We start from the raw sequence: 17527 nt of genomic DNA on the forward strand, positions 1-17527 counted from the left end.
CGTCACAGCGAAGTGCGTTTCACGTTCACAAGGCGGACCCCCTGGAGGGGACATGAACAATCTCGACTGGGCCGTACTCATCGCCTACTTCGGCGTGATGATCGCGATCGGAGTCTGGTCGCACAAGCGCATCGACGATGTCGGCGACTACTTCACCGCCGGCGGCAAGATGCCCTGGTGGCTGGCGGGCATCTCGCACCACATGTCCGGTTACAGCGCGGTGATGTTCACCGGATACGCGGGCATCGCCTACAAGTACGGGGTGACGTCCTACGTCACCTGGTCCTTCCCGATCGCGATCGGGATCGCCATCGGCGCCAACCTGTTCGCGCCCCGGATCAGCCGGCTGCGCTCCCGGCTGCATGTCGCCTCGCCGCTCGAATACCTCAAGAACCGGTACAACCTCACCACCCAGCAGGCGCTCGCCTGGTCCGGTGTGCTGCTGAAGATCGTCGACGTGGGCGCCAAGTGGGCGGCCATCGCGACCCTGCTGTCGGTGTTCACCGGCGTCACGATCACCCAGGGCATCGTCATCACCGGCGCGATCACCGCCGTCTACTGCACCGTCGGCGGTCTGTGGGCCGACGCGCTCACCGAACTGGGGCAGTTCGTCATCCAGCTGCTGGCCGGTCTCGCCATGCTGGTGGCCGCCCTCAGCAAGATCGGCGGCATCAGCGGGATCTGGAACGTCTGGGACGACCCGAAGCTGCAGGGGCACACCAGCGGCACCGCGGGGCCGTACACGCTGATCTTCCTGCTGGCGTATCTGTTCATCAAGACCTTCGAGTACAACGGCGGCATGTGGAACCAGGCCCAGCGCTACATGGCCACCGCCAACGCCAAGGAGGCCGTCCGCTCGGCCCGGCTCTCCGCCGCCCTGTGGTTCATCTGGCCGCTGGTGCTCTTCTTCCCGATGTGGGTCTCCCCGCTGCTGGTGACCGCCAAGAAGCCCGACGGGTCGGACTCGTACGGCCTGATGGTCGAGCAACTGCTGCCGCACGGACTGCTGGGACTGGTCGTCGTCGGCTTCTTCTCGCACACCATGGCCATGTGCTCCTCCGACGCCAACGCCATCGCGGCCGTCGTCACGCGCGACATCGCCCCGGCGTTCTCCAAGACGGCACGGGCCTGGACCCAGCGCGCCGGACTGATCGCCGCGCGGCTCACCACGCTCGCCTTCCTCGGCCTGTCCATGGCGATCGCCACCCAGGTCAACTCGCCCACCTTCAAGGACATCATCACCATCGTCATCAAGTGGGTGGCGGGACTGATGGGGCCGATCGCCATCCCCTTCATGCTCGGCCTGCTGCGACCGTTCCGTAAGTCCGGGCCGACCGCCGCGCTCACCAGCTGGGCGATGGGTCTCCTGGCGTTCTACCTGCTCAACTACCCGGTCAATGACGCGATCGACGGCGGGGTGAACCTGGAGTACCAGATCTCGGTACCGCTCGCCGTCTCGCTCGTCCTGTACATCGTCATCGGCTTCATCAAGCCGGAGGACACCCCGGAGCGGGACGCGCTGCTGGAGAAGATCAACACGGACGGTGGCGGCGACAGCGGTTCCGCCGCGGCCGCGGCCGTCCCGGAGCCGGCCAAGCCGCAGGACACGGCGGCGGTCCCCGCCAACGACTGAGGCGGCGGCTACGAAACGTAAGGGCCGGTCCTCCAGGGGACCGGTCCTTACGCGTTCGGGTAGCGCTCCAGCCAGGACGGTGACGACCCGGCCGGGCCGTGCAGCGCCGGGGCCTGTGTCATCTCCATCGCGAAGTCGTCGGCGAGCTGCAGGATCGTGCCGCGCCCCTCCAGCTCCGCTATCCACGACGGCGGCAGCGCCGTCTCGCCGTGCTGCGCGCCCAGCAGGTTGCCGCAGACCGAACCGGTCGAGTCGCTGTCCCCGCCGTGGTTCACCGCCAGCAGCAGGCCGTGCCGGACGTCCTCGGCGACGAGCGCGCAGTACACGCCGATCGCCAGCGCCTCCTCCGCCGTCCAGCCCTCCCCCAGCGACTCCACGCGCTCCGGTGACGGCATCCCCTGCCGGACGGCGCCCAGCGCCCGCTGCAGGGCGTCCGTGGTCTCCTGGTGGTCGGGGCGCGAGCCGAGCAGCGCCAGCGCGTGCTGCACGGCGCCGTCGAGCGCGTCGCCGCGCGCCAGCCCGTGCACGATGACGGCGAACGCACCCGCGGCCAGCTGCCCGGTGGGGTGGCCGTGGGTCTGCGCCGCGCACTCGACCGCGAGCTGGAACACCAGCCCCGGCTCCCAGCCGACCAGCAGCCCGAACGGCGCCGAGCGCATCACCGTGCCACAGCCCTTGGAGTCGGGGTTCTTCGGATGCTCGACGGTGCCCATCCGGTCGTCTCCGAGCCCGTTCAGGCACGCCCGGCCGGGCGCGCGGCGCGCGTACAGCCACTCCTCGCGCGCCAGCCAGCCGGTGTCCTTGCGGCGCTCGTCGGGCCCCCAGTCGCTCTGGGTGGCCGCCCAGCGCAGATAGGCGCGGTGCACGTCGGTGGGCGGATGCCAGGCGCCGCTGTCGCGCCGCACCTGGGCCCGTATCAAGCCTTCCGTGGTGAAAAGGGTCATCTGGGTGTCGTCGGTGACCGTGCCCCGGCGGCCGAACGCCGGCACGAAGTCCGTGACGCCGTCCGGGCCGTGCTCCGCCCGGATCGCCTTCAGCGAGTCGAACTCGATGCCCGCGCCCAGCGCGTCGCCGATCGCCCCGCCGAGCAGGCAGCCGCGTACGCGGCTGCGGAAATCCTGCTGCTGCGCCCGTCCCCAAACCGCCGTCAAAGCGAGCCCCTTCGGTCAGCAGCTGTCAGTCGCAGCACGATAGTCGACATTGCCGCTCACGTCCCGTGTCCCCGACGGCACAGGGGGTGCACCGGCCAGGGCTCGTCGCACGCCCCCACGGCCCGTCGCACGCCCCCTGTCCGTACGCCGTCCGCCCCCATCACGGATGCCGTCCGTCCCCTCCACCGCCGTCCCCTCCACCGCCGTCCCCTACGCGTCGAGCACCGGCAGCAACTCCGGCAGATGGCCGTCGGAGGCGAGGCCCGCCGCCTGGCGCTCCGCGGAGACCTCGCCGTACAGGGTGGTGCGCTGACGGGCCGGCCGGCCGGCCGATTCCGCGATGGCGACCAGGTCCTGGATCGACCGGTAGGAGCCGTAACTGGAGCCGGCCATCCGGGAGATGGTCTCCTCCATCAACGTGCCGCCCAGGTCGTTCGCCCCGGAGCGCAGCATCTCCGCCGCGCCCTCCGCGCCCAGCTTGACCCAACTCGTCTGGATGTTGGGGATATGGGTGTGCAGCAGCAGCCGGGCCATCGCCGTGACCGCCCGGTTGTCCCGCAGCGTCGGGCCGGGGCGGGCGATACCGGCCAGGTAGACGGGCGCGTTGGTGTGGATGAAGGGCAGCGTCACGAACTCCGTGAAGCCGCCGGTCTCCTGCTGGATCTCGGCGAGCAGCCGCAGATGGCCCAGCCAGTGGTGCGGCTGGTCCACATGCCCGTACATCATCGTGGAGGACGAGCGCAGGCCCAGCGAGTGCGCGGCCTTCACGACCTCCACCCACGTCGCCGTCGGCAGCTTGCCCTTGGTGAGGACCCAGCGCACCTCGTCGTCCAGGATCTCGGCGGCCGTGCCGGGGATCGAGTCGAGCCCGGCCTCCTGGGCCGCCGCCAGCCAGTCGCGGATCGACATGCCCGTACGCGTCGCCCCGTTGGCGACCTCCATCGGCGAGAAGGCGTGCACGTGCATGCCCGGCACGCGCTCCTTCACCGCCCGCGCGATGTCGAAGTACGCGGTGCCCGGCAGGTCCGGGTGGATACCGCCCTGCATGCACACCTCGGTCGCGCCGACCTCCCACGCCTGCTCGGCGCGGTCGGCGACCTGCGACAGGGACAGCGTGTACGCGTCCGCGTCGGTGCGGCGCTGCGCGAAGGCGCAGAACCGGCAGCCGGTGTAGCAGACGTTGGTGAAGTTGATGTTCCTGGTGACGATGTACGTGACCTCGTCGCCGACCGTGTCGCGCCGCACGTCGTCCGCGATCCGGCACAGCGCGTCCAGCGCCGGGCCGTCCGCGTGCAGCAGCGCGAGCGCCTGCTCGTCGGTGAGCTTCGTCGGATCGTCCGCGGCCGTCGCGAGCGCGGACCGTACGTCCCCGTCGACGCGGTCCGGCACCATGCCGGGCGCCGCCTGCTCGCGCAGCGACTCCCAGTCGCCGTACACGTCGTCGAAGTCGTCCCTGCGGTCGCCGGTGCGCCCGGTGGTGTCGATCGTCGCGTGCAGGTCGGTGCGGCCGGTGGCCGTGAACGCCTCGTCCGGCTCCTGCCAGAGCAGCCCGACGGGCTTCGCGTCCTCGTCCGCCAGCGCCGTTTCGGGGTCCGCGAGGGCCCGGACGTGCGGCAGCAGCCGCGGGTCGAGCCACGGCTCGCCGCGCTGGATGAACTCGGGGTAGATCGTGAGCCGCTCGCGCAGCGTGAACCCGGCGGCGGCGGTCCTCTCGGCCAGCTCGTCGATGTTCGGCCACGGGCGCTCGGGGTTGACGTGGTCGGGGGTCAGCGGGGACACCCCGCCCCAGTCGTCGATCCCCGCGTCGATGAATCGCGCGTACTCCCCGTCCACCAGGTTCGGCGGCGCCTGGACGCGGGCCGCCGGGCCGAGGAGCAGCCGGGCGACCGCGATCGCCGCCGCCAGCTCCTCCAGCTCCGCGTCCGGCATGCCGCGCATCGCCGTGTCCGGCTTGGCGCGGAAGTTCTGGATGATCACTTCCTGGATGCCGTGGTACTGGCGGGCGATCTTCCGTATCGCGAACAGTGATTCGGCGCGCTCCGCGTATGTCTCCCCGATCCCGATCAGAATGCCGGTGGTGAACGGGACGTTGGAGCGGCCGGCGTCCTCGAGGACCCGCAGCCGTACGGCCGGGTCCTTGTCGGGCGAGCCGTAGTGCGGGCCGCCGGGCTCGGACCAGAGCCGGGTCGCCGTCGTCTCCAGCATCATGCCCATCGACGGCGCGACCGGCTTGAGACGCTGCAGGTCCTGCCACGACAGAACGCCGGGGTTCAGGTGCGGCAGCAGTCCAGTCTCCTCCAGCACCCGGATCGCCATCGCGCGCACATACGCGAGCGTGTCGTCGTACCCGTGCGCGTCCAGCCACTCCCGCGCCTCGGGCCAGCGCTCCTCCGGACGGTCCCCGAGCGTGAACAGGGCCTCCTTGCAGCCCATTTCCGCGCCCTTGCGCGCGATGTCGAGGACCTCGTCGGGAGACAGGTACATCCCGTGCCCCTCGCGGCGCAGCTTGCCGGGCACCGTCACGAAGGTGCAGTAATGGCACTTGTCACGGCACAGCCGGGTCAGCGGGATGAAGACCTTCCGCGAGTACGTGATCACCCCGGGACGGCCGGCCGTCTCCAGGCCCGCGTCACGCACCCGGGCCGCGGTCGCGGACAGGTCCACCAGGTCGTCACCACGTGCCTGCAGCAGCACCGCCGCCTCGGCGGTGTCCAGCGCGACTCCGTCGCGGGCACGCTTCAGCGCGCGCCGCATGCCGTTGGTAGTGGGGGTCGGCTCCTCGGGGCGGGACAGGCTCATGGTCATCTCCCGAGCATAGGTCGCTGCCCGGCACGCGGGGTCATGGCATTTGCTATGGCGTTGGCCACCCGGGGGGCGGTGTGGGTCGCAGGGACCGCGCGTGGTCGTACGGCGCGGGTCACAGGAACCGCGCGTAGTCGTCCAGCACGCGCAGCACCTCGTCCTCGCCGGCCGGTGGCAGCTGGACCACGCACTCCTCGATGCCCAGCTCACCGAAGTGCGCGAGCTTTCCCTCGGTCGGGCGCACCGCCGACGGAACGATCTGCGGCCCGCCCGGTCCGCGGCCCGCCCCGTCCCATACTTCCCGCAGCCGCGGCAGCGCGTCGGCGAGGCCGCCGCCCCCGATCGGCATCCAGCCGTCCGCGTAGTCCGCGATGTGTCCGAACAGTTTCGGCCCGGCGGCCCCGCCGACCAGCGTCCGCAGCGGACCCACCGGCTTCGGATGGGCCTGGCTCGCCGCCACCGACGCGAACTCCCCCGCGTACGCCGTCGGCTCGGGCGCCCACAGCGCCCGCATCACCCGCATCCGGTCCCGTACGAGATCGCGCCGGCGCGCCCACTCCACTCCGTGGTCCGCCGCCTCCTCCACGTTCCAGCCGAAACCCACCCCGAGCGTGAACCGCCCGCCCGAGAGGTGGTCGAGCGTCGCGATCTGCTTCGCCAGCACGATCGGATCGTGCTGCGCGACCAGCGTGATGGCGGTCCCCAGCGCGATCCGCCGGGTGACCGCCGCGGCGGCCGCGAGCGCGGTGAACGGGTCGAGCGTCCGCCCGTACTCGCGCGGCAGCGGCTCCCCCATCTGCGCCGGCGTGGTCCTGGCCACCGGAATGTGCGTGTGCTCCGGCAGGAACAGCCCGGCGAACCCGCGCTGCTCCAGTTCCTCGGCGAGGCGCACGGGGCCGATGGTCTCGTCGGTCAGGAAGATCGTGGTGTTGATCCGCACGGGCAACCTCCGGTTGAGGGTGGAGTCGAACTTCGTTCAGCTACGTGTGCGTTTGCATGCGATCCGGTCATCCGCCGGCCGCTCGCCGTTCCGGCCTCCGACGCTCCGGAGTAGAACAGTTCGCTGCGGAACCTCCCACCCCTCTCGCCCAGGAGGCACGACGGATGGAACGACGCGAAGTTCTCAAGTTCACAGCGCTCGCGGGAGCCACCGGAGTGTTTACGCTGGCTCCTGTGAGCTTCGCTGGAGCCGAGCCCGCGGGCGCGGGTGCGCAGGACAGCGCCCCCGCGGCCGAGGAGACCCGTACCGTCACCGGGCATCTGCCCACGGGTGTGGCGGACTTCGTCTACCTGCCCGTGAACGTGCCGCACGGCGTCCGTGAGATCGCCGTCTCGTACACCTACGACCGGCCGGCCGTGCCCGTCGGAACCGTCGGCAACGCCTGCGACATCGGCATCTTCGACCAGCACGGCACCGCGCTCGGCGGCAAGGGCTTCCGCGGCTGGTCCGGCGGCGCCCGCACCGCATTCACGATCAGCGCCGAGCAGGCCACGCCGGGGTATCTCGCGGGACCGGTCTCTCCCGGCACCTGGAACGTCGTCCTCGGGCCGTACACCGTCGCCCCACAGGGGCTGGACTACTCCGTCACCATCACCCTGCGCTACGGCCCGCGGGGCACCACCCCGGCGCCCACCTACCCGCCGCAGCACGCCAAGGGGCGCGGCCGCGCCTGGTACCGCGGCGACTGCCATCTGCACACCGTCCACTCCGACGGGCAGCGCACCCCGGCCGAGGTCACCGCCGCCGCGCGCGCCGCCGGACTCGACTTCATCAACACCAGCGAGCACAACACCACGTCCGCGCACTCCGTCTACGGGCCGCTCGCCGGCGACGACCTGCTCGTCCTCACCGGCGAGGAGATCACCACCCGCAACGGCCACTACCTGGCCATCGGCACGGACCCCGGCGTCTGGTTCGACTGGCGCTACCGCGCCCGCGACGACGCGTACGCGCGGTTCGCGCGCAAGATCCGCGGGGCGGGCGGCCTGGTGGTGCCGGCCCATCCGTACGGGATCTTCCCCGCCAGCCAGTGGAAGTTCGGCTACGACCAGGCGGACGCCATCGAGGTCTGGAACGGCCCCTGGGGCCCCGACGACGAGCTCTCCCTCAACACCTGGGACAACCTCCTCACGGCGTCCACCCGCGGCGACGGTCACTGGATCCCCGCCATGGGCAACTCGGACGCCCACCGCGAGCCGCAGGTCGTGGGCCTCCCCCAGACGGTCGTCCTCGCGGACGGCCTTGACCGTGCGGCTCTGCTCGCGGGAATCCGCGCGGGGCGCAGCTGGCTCGCGGAGTCGTCCGACGTCCAGCTCGCTTTCACGGCCACCGGGCCGCATGGGGAGCATGCGGGGATCGGGGAGCGGCTGGTGGTGGGGGCGGAGGACGTCGTGACGGTGCGGCTGGAGGTGTCGGGGGTGCCGGGGGTGCCGGTTGGGGGCGGGGTGTTCGGGGCGCAGGTGCGGTTGATGACGGACGAGGGCCAGATGTTCGCCACGCAGCTTGCTCCCTCCGGGGCGGGTTCCGTTGAGTGGCGGACGACGGCGTCGCTGGCGGCGTACGTCCGGGCGGAGGTGCGGCATCCGGTTACTGACGGTGGGGTGAGTGGGCTTCCGGGGGCGGTTGCTGCGCTGACGAATCCGATGTGGCTGGACGTTCGGTAGGGGTCGGGGGCCGGGCCCTCCGGGGGAGGGGTCCGAAATCGTATATTTACGGGCCTGGCGGCCCACAAATACACGGCAGCATTTCGGACCCCTCCCCCTGCGGCCCCGTCCCCCTCACGTCACAACCGGCGCACTGATGTGGGTGCCGATACACGTGCATCGGGTCCGTCCCCCGCCCCTTCACGTCCGCGGGTGCGGGGGCGGGTGCGCCACCGCCTCCGGATCCCTTGCGCCCGCGTCGAGTCTGCGGGCGGGTGCCGACGCTCGTGCATCTATGCCGGTATCGGGCGGGTGGGTGGGGAAAGCCCGCCGCAGGCGCAACGGCGGGCCAGGTGCCGACGCACATGCATCCGTACCGGCAAAGGGCGGGTGGGTGGGGAACCCGCCGCAGGCGCAACGGTGGGGCGGGCGCCGACGTACCGCACCCCGTCAGTGCCCGTTACACCGTGTGGACGGATGCCGTGTCGCGGCCCGACCGCAACACCGTTCCGGGGACGGCGCCGGTGATTTCGTCGTCTCTGATCGTCTCGACGCCGTTGACCCGTACGGAGACGATGCCGATCGCGCGCGAGTCGAGTCGGGGGCTATTGCCCGGGAGGTCGTGGACGAGGGTGGCGATGCCGGCGTCGATGCGGGTGGGGTCGAAGAGGACGAGGTCGGCGTAGTAGCCCTCGGTCACCCGGCCTCGGCCGCGGAGGCCGAAGAGCTGGGCGGGGTCGTCGGTGAGCATGCGGACGGCCTGTTCCAGGGGGACCAGGCGGCGGCCCCGGAGGCAGTCGCCGAGGAAGCGGGTGGTGTAGGGGGCGCCGCACATGCGGTCGAGGTGGGCGCCCGCGTCGGAGCCGCCGAGCATGACGTCCTCGTGTTCCCAGGTGCGGGCGCGGAGCGCCCAGCTGTCCGGGTCGTTGTCGGTGGGCATCGGCCACAGGACGGTCCGCATGTCGTCGTTGGCGCAGATCTCGACGATGGTCTCGAACGCCTCCTGGCCGCGTTCGGCGGCGATGTCCTTGACGACGCGGCCGCTGACGCCGGTGTTGGCCTCGGAGTAGGTGTCGCCGATGACGTAGCGGCCGAAGTTGGCGAGGCGGCGGAAGACGCCGGCTTCGGGGCTGTTGGCGCTGCGGAGCATTTCGGCGCGGACGGCGGGGTCGCGGAGTTTCGCGATGCGTTCGGGGATGGGGAGGTTGAGGATCTCGCCCCAGCCGGGGATGAGGTTGAGGGCGCAGAACGTGCCGAGGGACATGTTCATGGGCGTGAGGATCGGCATGGTGAGGGCGACGATGCGGCCGCCGGCCTTGCGGGCGCGTTCTGAGGCGGCGAGCTGGCGGGGGACGCGGGCCGGGACGGCGGCGTCGATGGTGAGGACGTTCCAGTTGAGGGGGCGTCCGGCGGCGGCGCTCATGTCGACGAAGAGGTCGATCTCCTCGTCCGCGAACTGGTCGAGGCAGCCGGCGACGATCGCCTCGATCTGGGTGCCCTCGTGTTCGCCGACGGCGCGGGACAGGGCGATGAGTTCGTCGCGGCCGGCGTGCCGGGAGGCGACGGGTCGGCCGTCGCCGTCGGAGTGGGTGGAGGACTGGGTGGTGGACAGTCCCCAGCCGCCGGCGGCCATGGATTCGTGGAAGAGCTGGAGCATCTGCTCCAGCTGCTTCCCGGTCGGCTGTCCGCCGACGGCGTCCGGGCCCATGACGTGCCGGCGGAGCGCGCAGTGGCCGACCATGAAGCCGGCGTTGACGGCGATCCGGCCTTCGAGGGCGTCGAGGTACTCGCCGAAGGAGGACCAGGTCCAGTCGACGCCCTCCTCCAGGGCCTTGAGGGACATGCCCTCGACCTTGGACATCATGCGGCGCGTGTAGTCGGCGTCCTCGGGGCGGGCGGGGTTGAGCGGGGCCAGGGTGAAGCCGCAGTTGCCGCCCGCGATGGTGGTGACGCCGTGGTTCATGGACGGGGTGGCGAAGGGGTCCCAGAACAGCTGGGCGTCGTAGTGGGTGTGGGGGTCGACGAAGCCGGGGGTCAGGACGAGGCCGGTGGCGTCCTCTTCGGTCCTGGCGGGCTCCGTGACGGTGCCGGGTTCGGCGATGGTGGCGATCTTGCCGCCGCGCAGACCGACATCGGCGGTGTACGCGGGGGCTCCCGTGCCGTCCACCACGGTGGCGCCCTTGATCAGGTGGTCAAGCATGGTCGATCTCACCTCTCCGGGTTGTGAAGTCGTGCGGGCGTGGTTGCGCCTCCGGTCCGGACAGGTCGGCAGACCGCTGCCGTATGACGCCCTGTCCCGGCCGGAGGCGCGGGGCGGCGGTCCGGGAAGACGCCGCCCCCGCTTCTACTGGCCCGCCGCCTGGCGGAACCGGGTGGTGCGGTGCACCGGGTCCGTGTCGATCTTCGGGATGACGTGCTCACCGATGAGCTTGATCGTGTTCATCGTGTCCTCGTACGAGATCCCGATCGGCAGCCCGAAGGAGAGCTGGTCGGCGCCGGCCTGCTCCCAGCGCTTGCACTGCGCGGTGACCTCGTCCGGGTCGCCGCAGATCATCAGCTCCTCGGCGATGAGGAGTTCGATGATCTCCTCGCTGTACTCGGGGAGCAGTTCCGGCCACTCGGGGATGCCCTCGGGCCGGGGGAAGGTGTCGTGGTAGCGGAAGACCAGCGACTGCAGCCGGTTGAGGCCGCCCTTGGCGGCGATCTCGACGGCCTTGGCGTGCGTCTCCGCGCAGATGGCGGTGGACGTCACCATGACGTTGTCGTTGACGAAGTCGCCGATCGGCTCGGCCTCCTGGATGCCGTTCTTGTACTGCTCCAGCACCCACTCCATGTCGGAGACCTTCTGGACGCTGAAGCCGAGTACGCCGAGGCCCTTCTTGGCGGCCATCGCGTACGAGGAGGGCGATCCGGCGGCGTACCACATGGCCGGGTGCGACTTCCCGTACGGCTTGGGGAAGATCTTGCGCGGCGGCAGTGACCAGTGCTTCCCCTGGAACCCGACGTACTCGTCCTGGAGCCACATCTTGGGGAACTCGGCGATGGTCTCTTCCCAGATCTCCTTGGTGTGGTTCATGTCGGTGATGCCCGGCATGAACCCCAGGATCTCGTGGCTGCCCGCGCCGCGTCCCGAGCCGAACTCGAACCGGCCCTCGGAGAGGTGGTCGAGCATCGCGACCTTCTCGGCGACCTTCACCGGGTGGTTGACGGGGGCGAGCGGGTTGAAGATGCCGGATCCGAGGTGGATGCGCTCGGTGGCGTGGGCGAGGTAGCCGAGGAAGACCTCGTTCGCCGACAGGTGCGAGTACTCCTCCAGGAAGTGGTGCTCGGAGGCCCAGGCGTACTTGAAGCCGGACTTGTCCGCCTGGATGACGTACTCGGTCTCCTCCAGCAGCACCTTGTGCTCCGCCTGGGGGTCGACCGCGGAGCGCGCGACAGGCACATATCCCTGTACAAAGAGCCCGAATTCCAAGGAGGTTCACCGTCCTAAAGTTTTCTGACACTCCGTCAGATACGAACGACTCTGGCACCGCCTCGGCGGAGCGTCAATAGCTGATGATGTGTCAGATTTAGCGACTAGAAGACCGAGACCCCGGCGAGCCAGCCACCGTCGATCACGAACGGCTGCCCCGTGATGTACGACGAGTCATCGCTGGTCAGGAACAGTGCGAGCTTCGCCACCTCGGCCGGCTGACCGATCCGGCCCAGCGGTACGAGCTTCTTGTAGAACTCGTCCAGCGCGGCCGTGGACTCCGCCGGGTCCGCCTCCGGATCGAGCTGGGAGGGGTTGGACATGGGGGTGTCGATGGCGCCGGGGCACATCGCGTTCACCCGGATCCCCTTGGGCGCGCCCTCCATCGCGGCCACCCGCGTCATCCCGACGATCGCGGCCTTCGTGGCGGCGTACGACGTCAGCAGCGCCATACCGGTCAGCGCGGTGTACGAGGCGGTGTTGACGATCGTGCCGCCGCCGGCCGCCTCGATGGCGGGGATCGCCGCCCGCATCCCGAGGAACGCGCCGACCTGGTTGACCTGCACCACCAGCTGGTACTCCTCCAGCGGGGTGCTCGCCAGCTCGTTGAAGCGCAGGATGCCCGCGTTGTTGACCAGGCCGTCGAGCCGGCCGAAGGCCTCCGTCGTCGCGGCGACGGCCGCCGCCCAGTCCTCCTCGCGGCTCACGTCCAGATGGACGTAGCGGGCGCTGTCCCCTATCTCCTTGGCCAGCGCCTCGCCCTGCTCGTCGAGCACATCCGCGAGGACGACGTTCGCCCCCTCGGCGGCGAACAGCCGCGCCTCCTGCTCGCCCTGCCCGCGCGACGCGCCGGTGATCAGCACCACGCGCCCGTCCAGCTTGCCCATGTGTGTCCCCTTACTCGTTGAGGTGCGGAGCGACCTACTCGTCGAGGTGCGGCGCGACCTACTCGTCGAGGTGCGGCGCGACCTACTCGTCGAGGTGCGGCGCGACATCGGAGGCGAACGCCTCCATCTGCTCGATCAGCTCGGCCCTGCTACGGCTGCGGAACCGGACCTGGATCTGCCCGACCCCCATCGCCCGGTACTCCCGCAGGCTCGCCGCGAGCGCGTCCGGCTTGCCGTGCAGCGTGCGCCGCCCGACCTCCCATGCCGGCGCCCCGACGTACAGCGGCTCGGCGATGGTGCCGATCTCGATCGGCGTGGTGACGCCCGCCTGCTCGCGCAGTTCCCGGATCCGGGCGATCTGCTGGGGCAACTTGTCGCGCGGGTCGCCCTGCGGCAGCCACCCGTCGCCCCGGACGGCGGCCCGGCGCACGGCGGCGGGCGACGACCCGCCGACCCAGATCGGCGGCCCGCCCGGCCGGGCGGGGCGGGGGCGCTGCCCGAGGCCGCTGAAGTCGAAGAACTCCCCGTGGTGCTCGGGGAACTCCTCGGCGAACGCCGCCCGCAGCGCGTCGATCGTCTCGTCCAGCACGGGGCCGCGCCGCGCGAAGTCGGCGCCGACCGCGTCGAACTCCTCCGCCACATGACCCGCCCCGACCCCGAGGATCAGCCGGCCTCCGGAGAGGTGGTCGAGCGTCGCGTACGCCTTGGCGGTGACCAGGGGGTGGCGCAGGCCGACGACGGCGACATGGCTGAGCAGCCGGACGTTCGTCGTGACGGCGGCGAGGTAGGCGAGGGTCGCCACCGGGTCGTACCAGGTGGTGCTCATCGCGTCGGCCAGGCGTCGCGGGATCGCGACGTGGTCGCACGAGGCGATGTAGTCGAACCCGGACCGGTCGGCGGCCCGGGCGATCTCGACGAGGTCGGCGGGGCCGGCCTGTCGTTCCCACGGCTCGGCGTACATCGTGCTCAGCGACTGGACGGGCAGTTGCATCCCGTAACGCACGGCGCGGCTCTCCCTTGGTCGACGGGGCGGGCCTGCGGCCCGGGCTTCGCGGCCCATCGTCGTATCTGACGGTGTGTCAGTAAAGGGGTACGCGGGGTTTTCTGGGCCGGCCTGCCGTCGCCGGTGTCACACAACGACCCGTTGCCCACGTCGTACGACAGGCCGCCGCCCGCGTCGTACGGGCGCCCGGCGCCCGCGTCGTACAACCGTCCGCACCTTTCGGCAGTCGGACACGTAACACCATGACCAGAAGGACCAGTACTCACACCAGACAACAGGAGCACCACATGCGGCACCGGATATCACCCATCGCCGCAGCCGTGCTGCTGGCCGGCATCGCGGGCTGCTCCGGCACCGACGCGCCCACCCCCGTGCACACCCCTCCAGCCGCCAAGGCGGCCGGGGGCCCGCGTGCCGACTTCAACGGCGACGGGTACAACGACCTGGCCGTCCGTGTGAACGGTCTCCGCGTCGAACTGGAGACGAAACCCGGCGCGATCGTGGTGACCTACGGCGGAAAGGACGGGCTGGACGCCGCCCGCAGAACCGTCATCGACCAGGACACCGACGGCATTCCCGACGGACATCTCGACGGCGTCATGACCTACGGCGACCTCGACAACGACGGTTACACCGACCTGGTCTTCAGCGATGTCGTCGTGTGGGGCGGCGCCGACGGCCTGTCCGGCGGCACGGCGTTCGACCTGCCCGGCCAGCCGTCCGACTCCTCGGGCGGAGCCGGCGCCCTGGCGGTCGGCGACTTCAACGGCGACGGGAAGGCCGAACTCGCCGCCTTCATCGGCACCAAGAAGAACCCCCGTATCTCGGTCCTCGCGGGCGGCTTCACCCGCAAGGGGCCCCGCTCCGGCACCTACGACCTCGCATTCTCGTCCGTATTCGCGAACGCCGGCGGGCTGGGCCCGCTGGAGACGCACCTCACGGCGGGCGACCTCACCGGCGACCACATCAGCGACCTGATCGTCGGAACCCGTTGGTACACCGACAACGACAAGCCCCCGGGGAACACCTTCTTCCAGGGTTCCCGGCAGGGCCTGGCCGACGTGGAGGGCAAGGACGTCGCCGCGGGGCATGTCACCGCGATCGGGGACATCGACCTTGACGGCTACGGCGACCTCGCCATCGGCGACTCCTCCAGCCACCAGTTCGACGGACAGGAGAGCCGCGCCGGCTTCGTCACCGTCACCTACGGCAGCAAGGACGGCCCCGGCGACGGCCGCCCCGACCAGGTCATCAGCAAGGACACCCCCGGCCTCCCCGGCCCCCCTCCCCGCGGCCCGTTCGCCGACAGCGTCGCCCTCGGCGACGTCAACGGCGACGGCTTCGCCGACCTCGCCATCGGCGACGGGGCGGAGCCCTTCGGGACGACCATCAACGCCGGGAGGGTCATACTCCTGCGCGGCTCGGCGAAGGGCCTCACCACGGCCGGCGGCCAGTACTTCACCCAGGAGACCCCCGGCATCCCCGGCGACAGTGTCGAGCGGGACCGTTTCGGGGAGCGGCTGACCCTCAGCGACCTCAACAACGACGGCAAGGCCGACCTCACCGTCTGCGGCCCGGAGGACGACAGGAACATGGGATCCGCCTGGATCCTCCCCGGCACCGCCGAGGGCCTGCGCGCCACCGGCACCGTGCGCTTCGGGCCCGCCGACTTCGGCCTGAAGGACAAGCGGGCCTACGGCGGGGACCTCATCGGCTGACCCCCCGCTCTCGCGGTGCTGTGCTCCCCGCCCCCCGGGGAGCACGGCACCGCGAGAGACGGATCAGCCCGCCCAGAGGCCGTCCGGGGTGAGGCCGAGGAGGTCGATCGCGTTGCCGCGGACGATGCGGTCGACGACGTCCGGGGCCAGATGCCCCATCTGCGCCTCGCCGACCTCCTTCGACTTGGGCCACGTGGAGTCGGAGTGCGGGTAGTCCGTCTCGTACAGCACGTTGGGCACGCCGATGGCGTCGAGGTTCTTCAGACCGAAGGCGTCGTCGAAGAAGCACCCGTAGACGTGCTCGGCGAACAGCTCGGACGGCGGCCGGAACACCTTGTCGGCCACGCCGCCCCAGGCCCGGTTCTCCTCCCAGACCACGTTCGCGCGCTCCAGGATGTACGGGATCCAGCCGATCTGGCCCTCCGCGTACATGATCCTGAGGTTCGGGAACCGCTCGAACTTGCCCGACATCAGCCAGTCGACCATCGAGAAGCAGCAGTTGGCGAAGGTGATCGTCGAACCCACCGCGGGCGGCGCGTCCGCCGAGGTGGAGGGCATTTTGCTGGACGAGCCGATGTGCATCGCGATGACGGTGCCGGTCTCGTCGCAGGCCCGCAGGAACGGATCCCACGCGTCGGTGTGGATGGAGGGCAGCCCCAGGTGCGGCGGGATCTCCGAGAAACAGACGGCCCGCACACCGCGCGCCGCATTCCTGCGCACCTCGGCCGCCGCCAGCTCCGCGTCCCAGAGCGGGACGAGGGTGAGCGGTATGAGGCGCCCGTGCGCCTCAGGGCCGCACCACTCCTCCACCATCCAGTCGTTGTACGCCCGCACCCCGAGCAGCCCGAGCTCCCGGTCCTTGGCCTCGGTGAACGTCTGGCCGCAGAACCGCGGGAAGGTCGGGAAGCAGAGCGCGGACTGGACGTGGTTGACGTCCATGTCGACCAGCCGCTCGGGCACGCTGAAGGACCCCGGACGCATCTGCTCGTAGGTGATCACCTCGAGCTTGATCTCGTCGCGGGAGTAACCGACGGCGGTGTCGAGGCGGGTCAGCGGCCGGTGCAGATCCTCGTAGATCCACCAGTCGCCGATCGGCCCGTCATCGCCCGGCTGCCCCATGACGGGGGCGAACTTGCCCCCCATGAAGGTCATTTCCTTCAGGGGGGCGCGGACGACGCGCGGGCCGATGTCGTGGTACTTGGACGGGAGCCGGTCCCGCCAGACGTTGGGGGGCTCAACCGTGTGGTCGTCCACCGAGATGATCTTCGGGAAGGTCTCCATGACGACCACGGTAGCGCCGATCTGACGATCCGTCAGCTAAGTGAACGGCCTTCTGTTCACGGCCCACCCCCGCGCGCTACAACGCCACATGCGTAGGAAGCAGAATCCGCCACACCGCGTCCTCCACCCCGTGCACCGCCGCGATCCACCCCACGTTCTCCTCCTCCGTCCCCAGCCGCACCGCCTGCGCCAGTTCCGCCACCACGTCCGCCAGGTCCCCGTGCCCCATCGCCGGCTCCAGCCGGCCGCCCGCCGGCCCGTCGTCCAGGTAGCGCTGGTAGCCCGGCGCGGTGCGCAGGACGCCCACCGGGCGCCAGCTCTCGGCCAGGCTCCACACCGGCTCACCGCCGACGAGGGTGCCGTCCGCCTCCACCACCTGCGTACGGGACCGGTCCACCGCCAGCGCGGTCCAGCCGTCGCCACCCGTCAGTACCGCGGCCGGCGCGCAGCGCTCGACGCAGCGGGCCACCGCCGATGTCACGCCCGGCGCGGGCAGCACGAGCGGTACCGCCGTCATCCCCGCGTAGAGGCAGCCGAAGAACGCCCCCGCGAGATCGGCCCCTTCGGGGTAGGCGAGCAGCACCCGGCTGCCGGGCGGCAGCAACTGCCCCAGCCGCGCGGCCACCGCCCGCGCCCGGCGGTCCAACTCCCGGTAGCTGCACCCGGCGGTGCCCGCCGTGGCGCCGTCGGGGAACGGCAGCACCGGCACCGACTGCGGTGCCCACGCCGCCCGTCGCCGCAACCACGGTCCGGGCAGCCGGTCGACGGCCGCCAGGCCCCTGGCTCCGCTCCGGGGGCGAGATCCGGACCCCGGACCATGGCCGGAACCCGACCCTGACCCTGAACCCGGTCCTGAACCGCTTCCCGAACCGGATCCGGTCCCGGAACCGGATCCGGACCCACCTCTTGTCACCGCCACCGGTACGCATTGTGAACA

At 70.9% G+C, this 17527-nt stretch carries 12 protein-coding genes; 3 read left to right on the forward strand and 9 right to left on the reverse strand.

All coding sequences use genetic code 11. The features are described from left to right. Positions 1–52 precede the first annotated feature (52 nt). A complete protein-coding gene (locus tag C8250_RS19830) occupies positions 53–1633 on the forward strand; it encodes a sodium:solute symporter family protein (RefSeq protein WP_138353587.1) in 1581 nt (526 codons plus the stop codon). A gap of 47 nt (positions 1634–1680) precedes the next feature. Here C8250_RS19830 and C8250_RS19835 read toward each other — a convergent pair whose 3' ends face one another. The 3 genes from C8250_RS19835 to C8250_RS19845 form a co-directional block, all read right to left on the reverse strand. Beyond that, positions 1681–2784 carry an ADP-ribosylglycohydrolase family protein gene (locus tag C8250_RS19835; RefSeq protein ID WP_138353586.1) on the reverse strand — a complete coding sequence of 368 codons (1104 nt, stop codon included), beginning with the start codon at positions 2782–2784 and terminating at the stop codon, positions 1681–1683. A 210-nt stretch (positions 2785–2994) separates the two neighbouring features. Beyond that, positions 2995–5589, reverse strand: a complete 2595-nt coding sequence (locus C8250_RS19840) for a bifunctional FO biosynthesis protein CofGH (RefSeq protein WP_138353585.1) — start codon at positions 5587–5589, stop codon at positions 2995–2997. A gap of 112 nt (positions 5590–5701) precedes the next feature. Further along, on the reverse strand, positions 5702–6526 hold the full coding sequence (locus C8250_RS19845) for a TIGR03619 family F420-dependent LLM class oxidoreductase (RefSeq protein WP_138353584.1): 825 nt from the start codon (positions 6524–6526) through the stop codon (positions 5702–5704). A 164-nt stretch (positions 6527–6690) separates the two neighbouring features. Between C8250_RS19845 and C8250_RS19850 the strand changes: the two genes are divergently transcribed. Further along, positions 6691–8250, forward strand: coding sequence for a CehA/McbA family metallohydrolase (locus C8250_RS19850; protein ID WP_138353583.1), 1560 nt, complete (start codon positions 6691–6693; stop codon positions 8248–8250). Between the two features lie 439 nt (positions 8251–8689). Here C8250_RS19850 and C8250_RS19855 read toward each other — a convergent pair whose 3' ends face one another. The 4 genes from C8250_RS19855 to C8250_RS19870 form a co-directional block, all read right to left on the reverse strand. Continuing rightward, positions 8690–10429 carry a D-aminoacylase gene (locus tag C8250_RS19855; RefSeq protein ID WP_138353582.1) on the reverse strand — a complete coding sequence of 580 codons (1740 nt, stop codon included), beginning with the start codon at positions 10427–10429 and terminating at the stop codon, positions 8690–8692. Positions 10430–10573: 144 nt separating this feature from the next. Then, the gene (locus C8250_RS19860; RefSeq protein WP_138353581.1) at positions 10574–11701 is read right to left on the reverse strand and encodes an LLM class flavin-dependent oxidoreductase; all 1128 of its coding nucleotides are present in this window, start codon (positions 11699–11701) and stop codon (positions 10574–10576) included. A gap of 104 nt (positions 11702–11805) precedes the next feature. Next, positions 11806–12588, reverse strand: coding sequence for a glucose 1-dehydrogenase (locus C8250_RS19865; protein WP_138353580.1), 783 nt, complete (start codon positions 12586–12588; stop codon positions 11806–11808). Positions 12589–12670: 82 nt separating this feature from the next. Further along, the gene (locus C8250_RS19870; protein WP_232485324.1) at positions 12671–13579 is read right to left on the reverse strand and encodes a TIGR03619 family F420-dependent LLM class oxidoreductase; all 909 of its coding nucleotides are present in this window, start codon (positions 13577–13579) and stop codon (positions 12671–12673) included. Positions 13580–13878: 299 nt separating this feature from the next. Here C8250_RS19870 and C8250_RS19875 point away from each other — a divergent pair, with 299 nt between their 5' ends. Continuing rightward, a complete protein-coding gene (locus C8250_RS19875; protein WP_187144910.1) occupies positions 13879–15309 on the forward strand; it encodes an FG-GAP and VCBS repeat-containing protein in 1431 nt (476 codons plus the stop codon). Positions 15310–15372: 63 nt separating this feature from the next. Here C8250_RS19875 and C8250_RS19880 read toward each other — a convergent pair whose 3' ends face one another. Further along, positions 15373–16590, reverse strand: coding sequence for an amidohydrolase family protein (locus tag C8250_RS19880; protein WP_138353577.1), 1218 nt, complete (start codon positions 16588–16590; stop codon positions 15373–15375). A 76-nt stretch (positions 16591–16666) separates the two neighbouring features. Next, entirely contained in the window at positions 16667–17332 is a 666-nt protein-coding gene (locus C8250_RS19885; RefSeq protein ID WP_232485314.1) for an AMP-binding protein, read from the reverse strand. Positions 17333–17527 lie beyond the last annotated feature (195 nt).

The organism is Streptomyces sp. So13.3, from assembly GCF_005860785.2.
GTDB lineage: Bacteria > Actinomycetota > Actinomycetes > Streptomycetales > Streptomycetaceae > Actinacidiphila > Actinacidiphila fildesensis.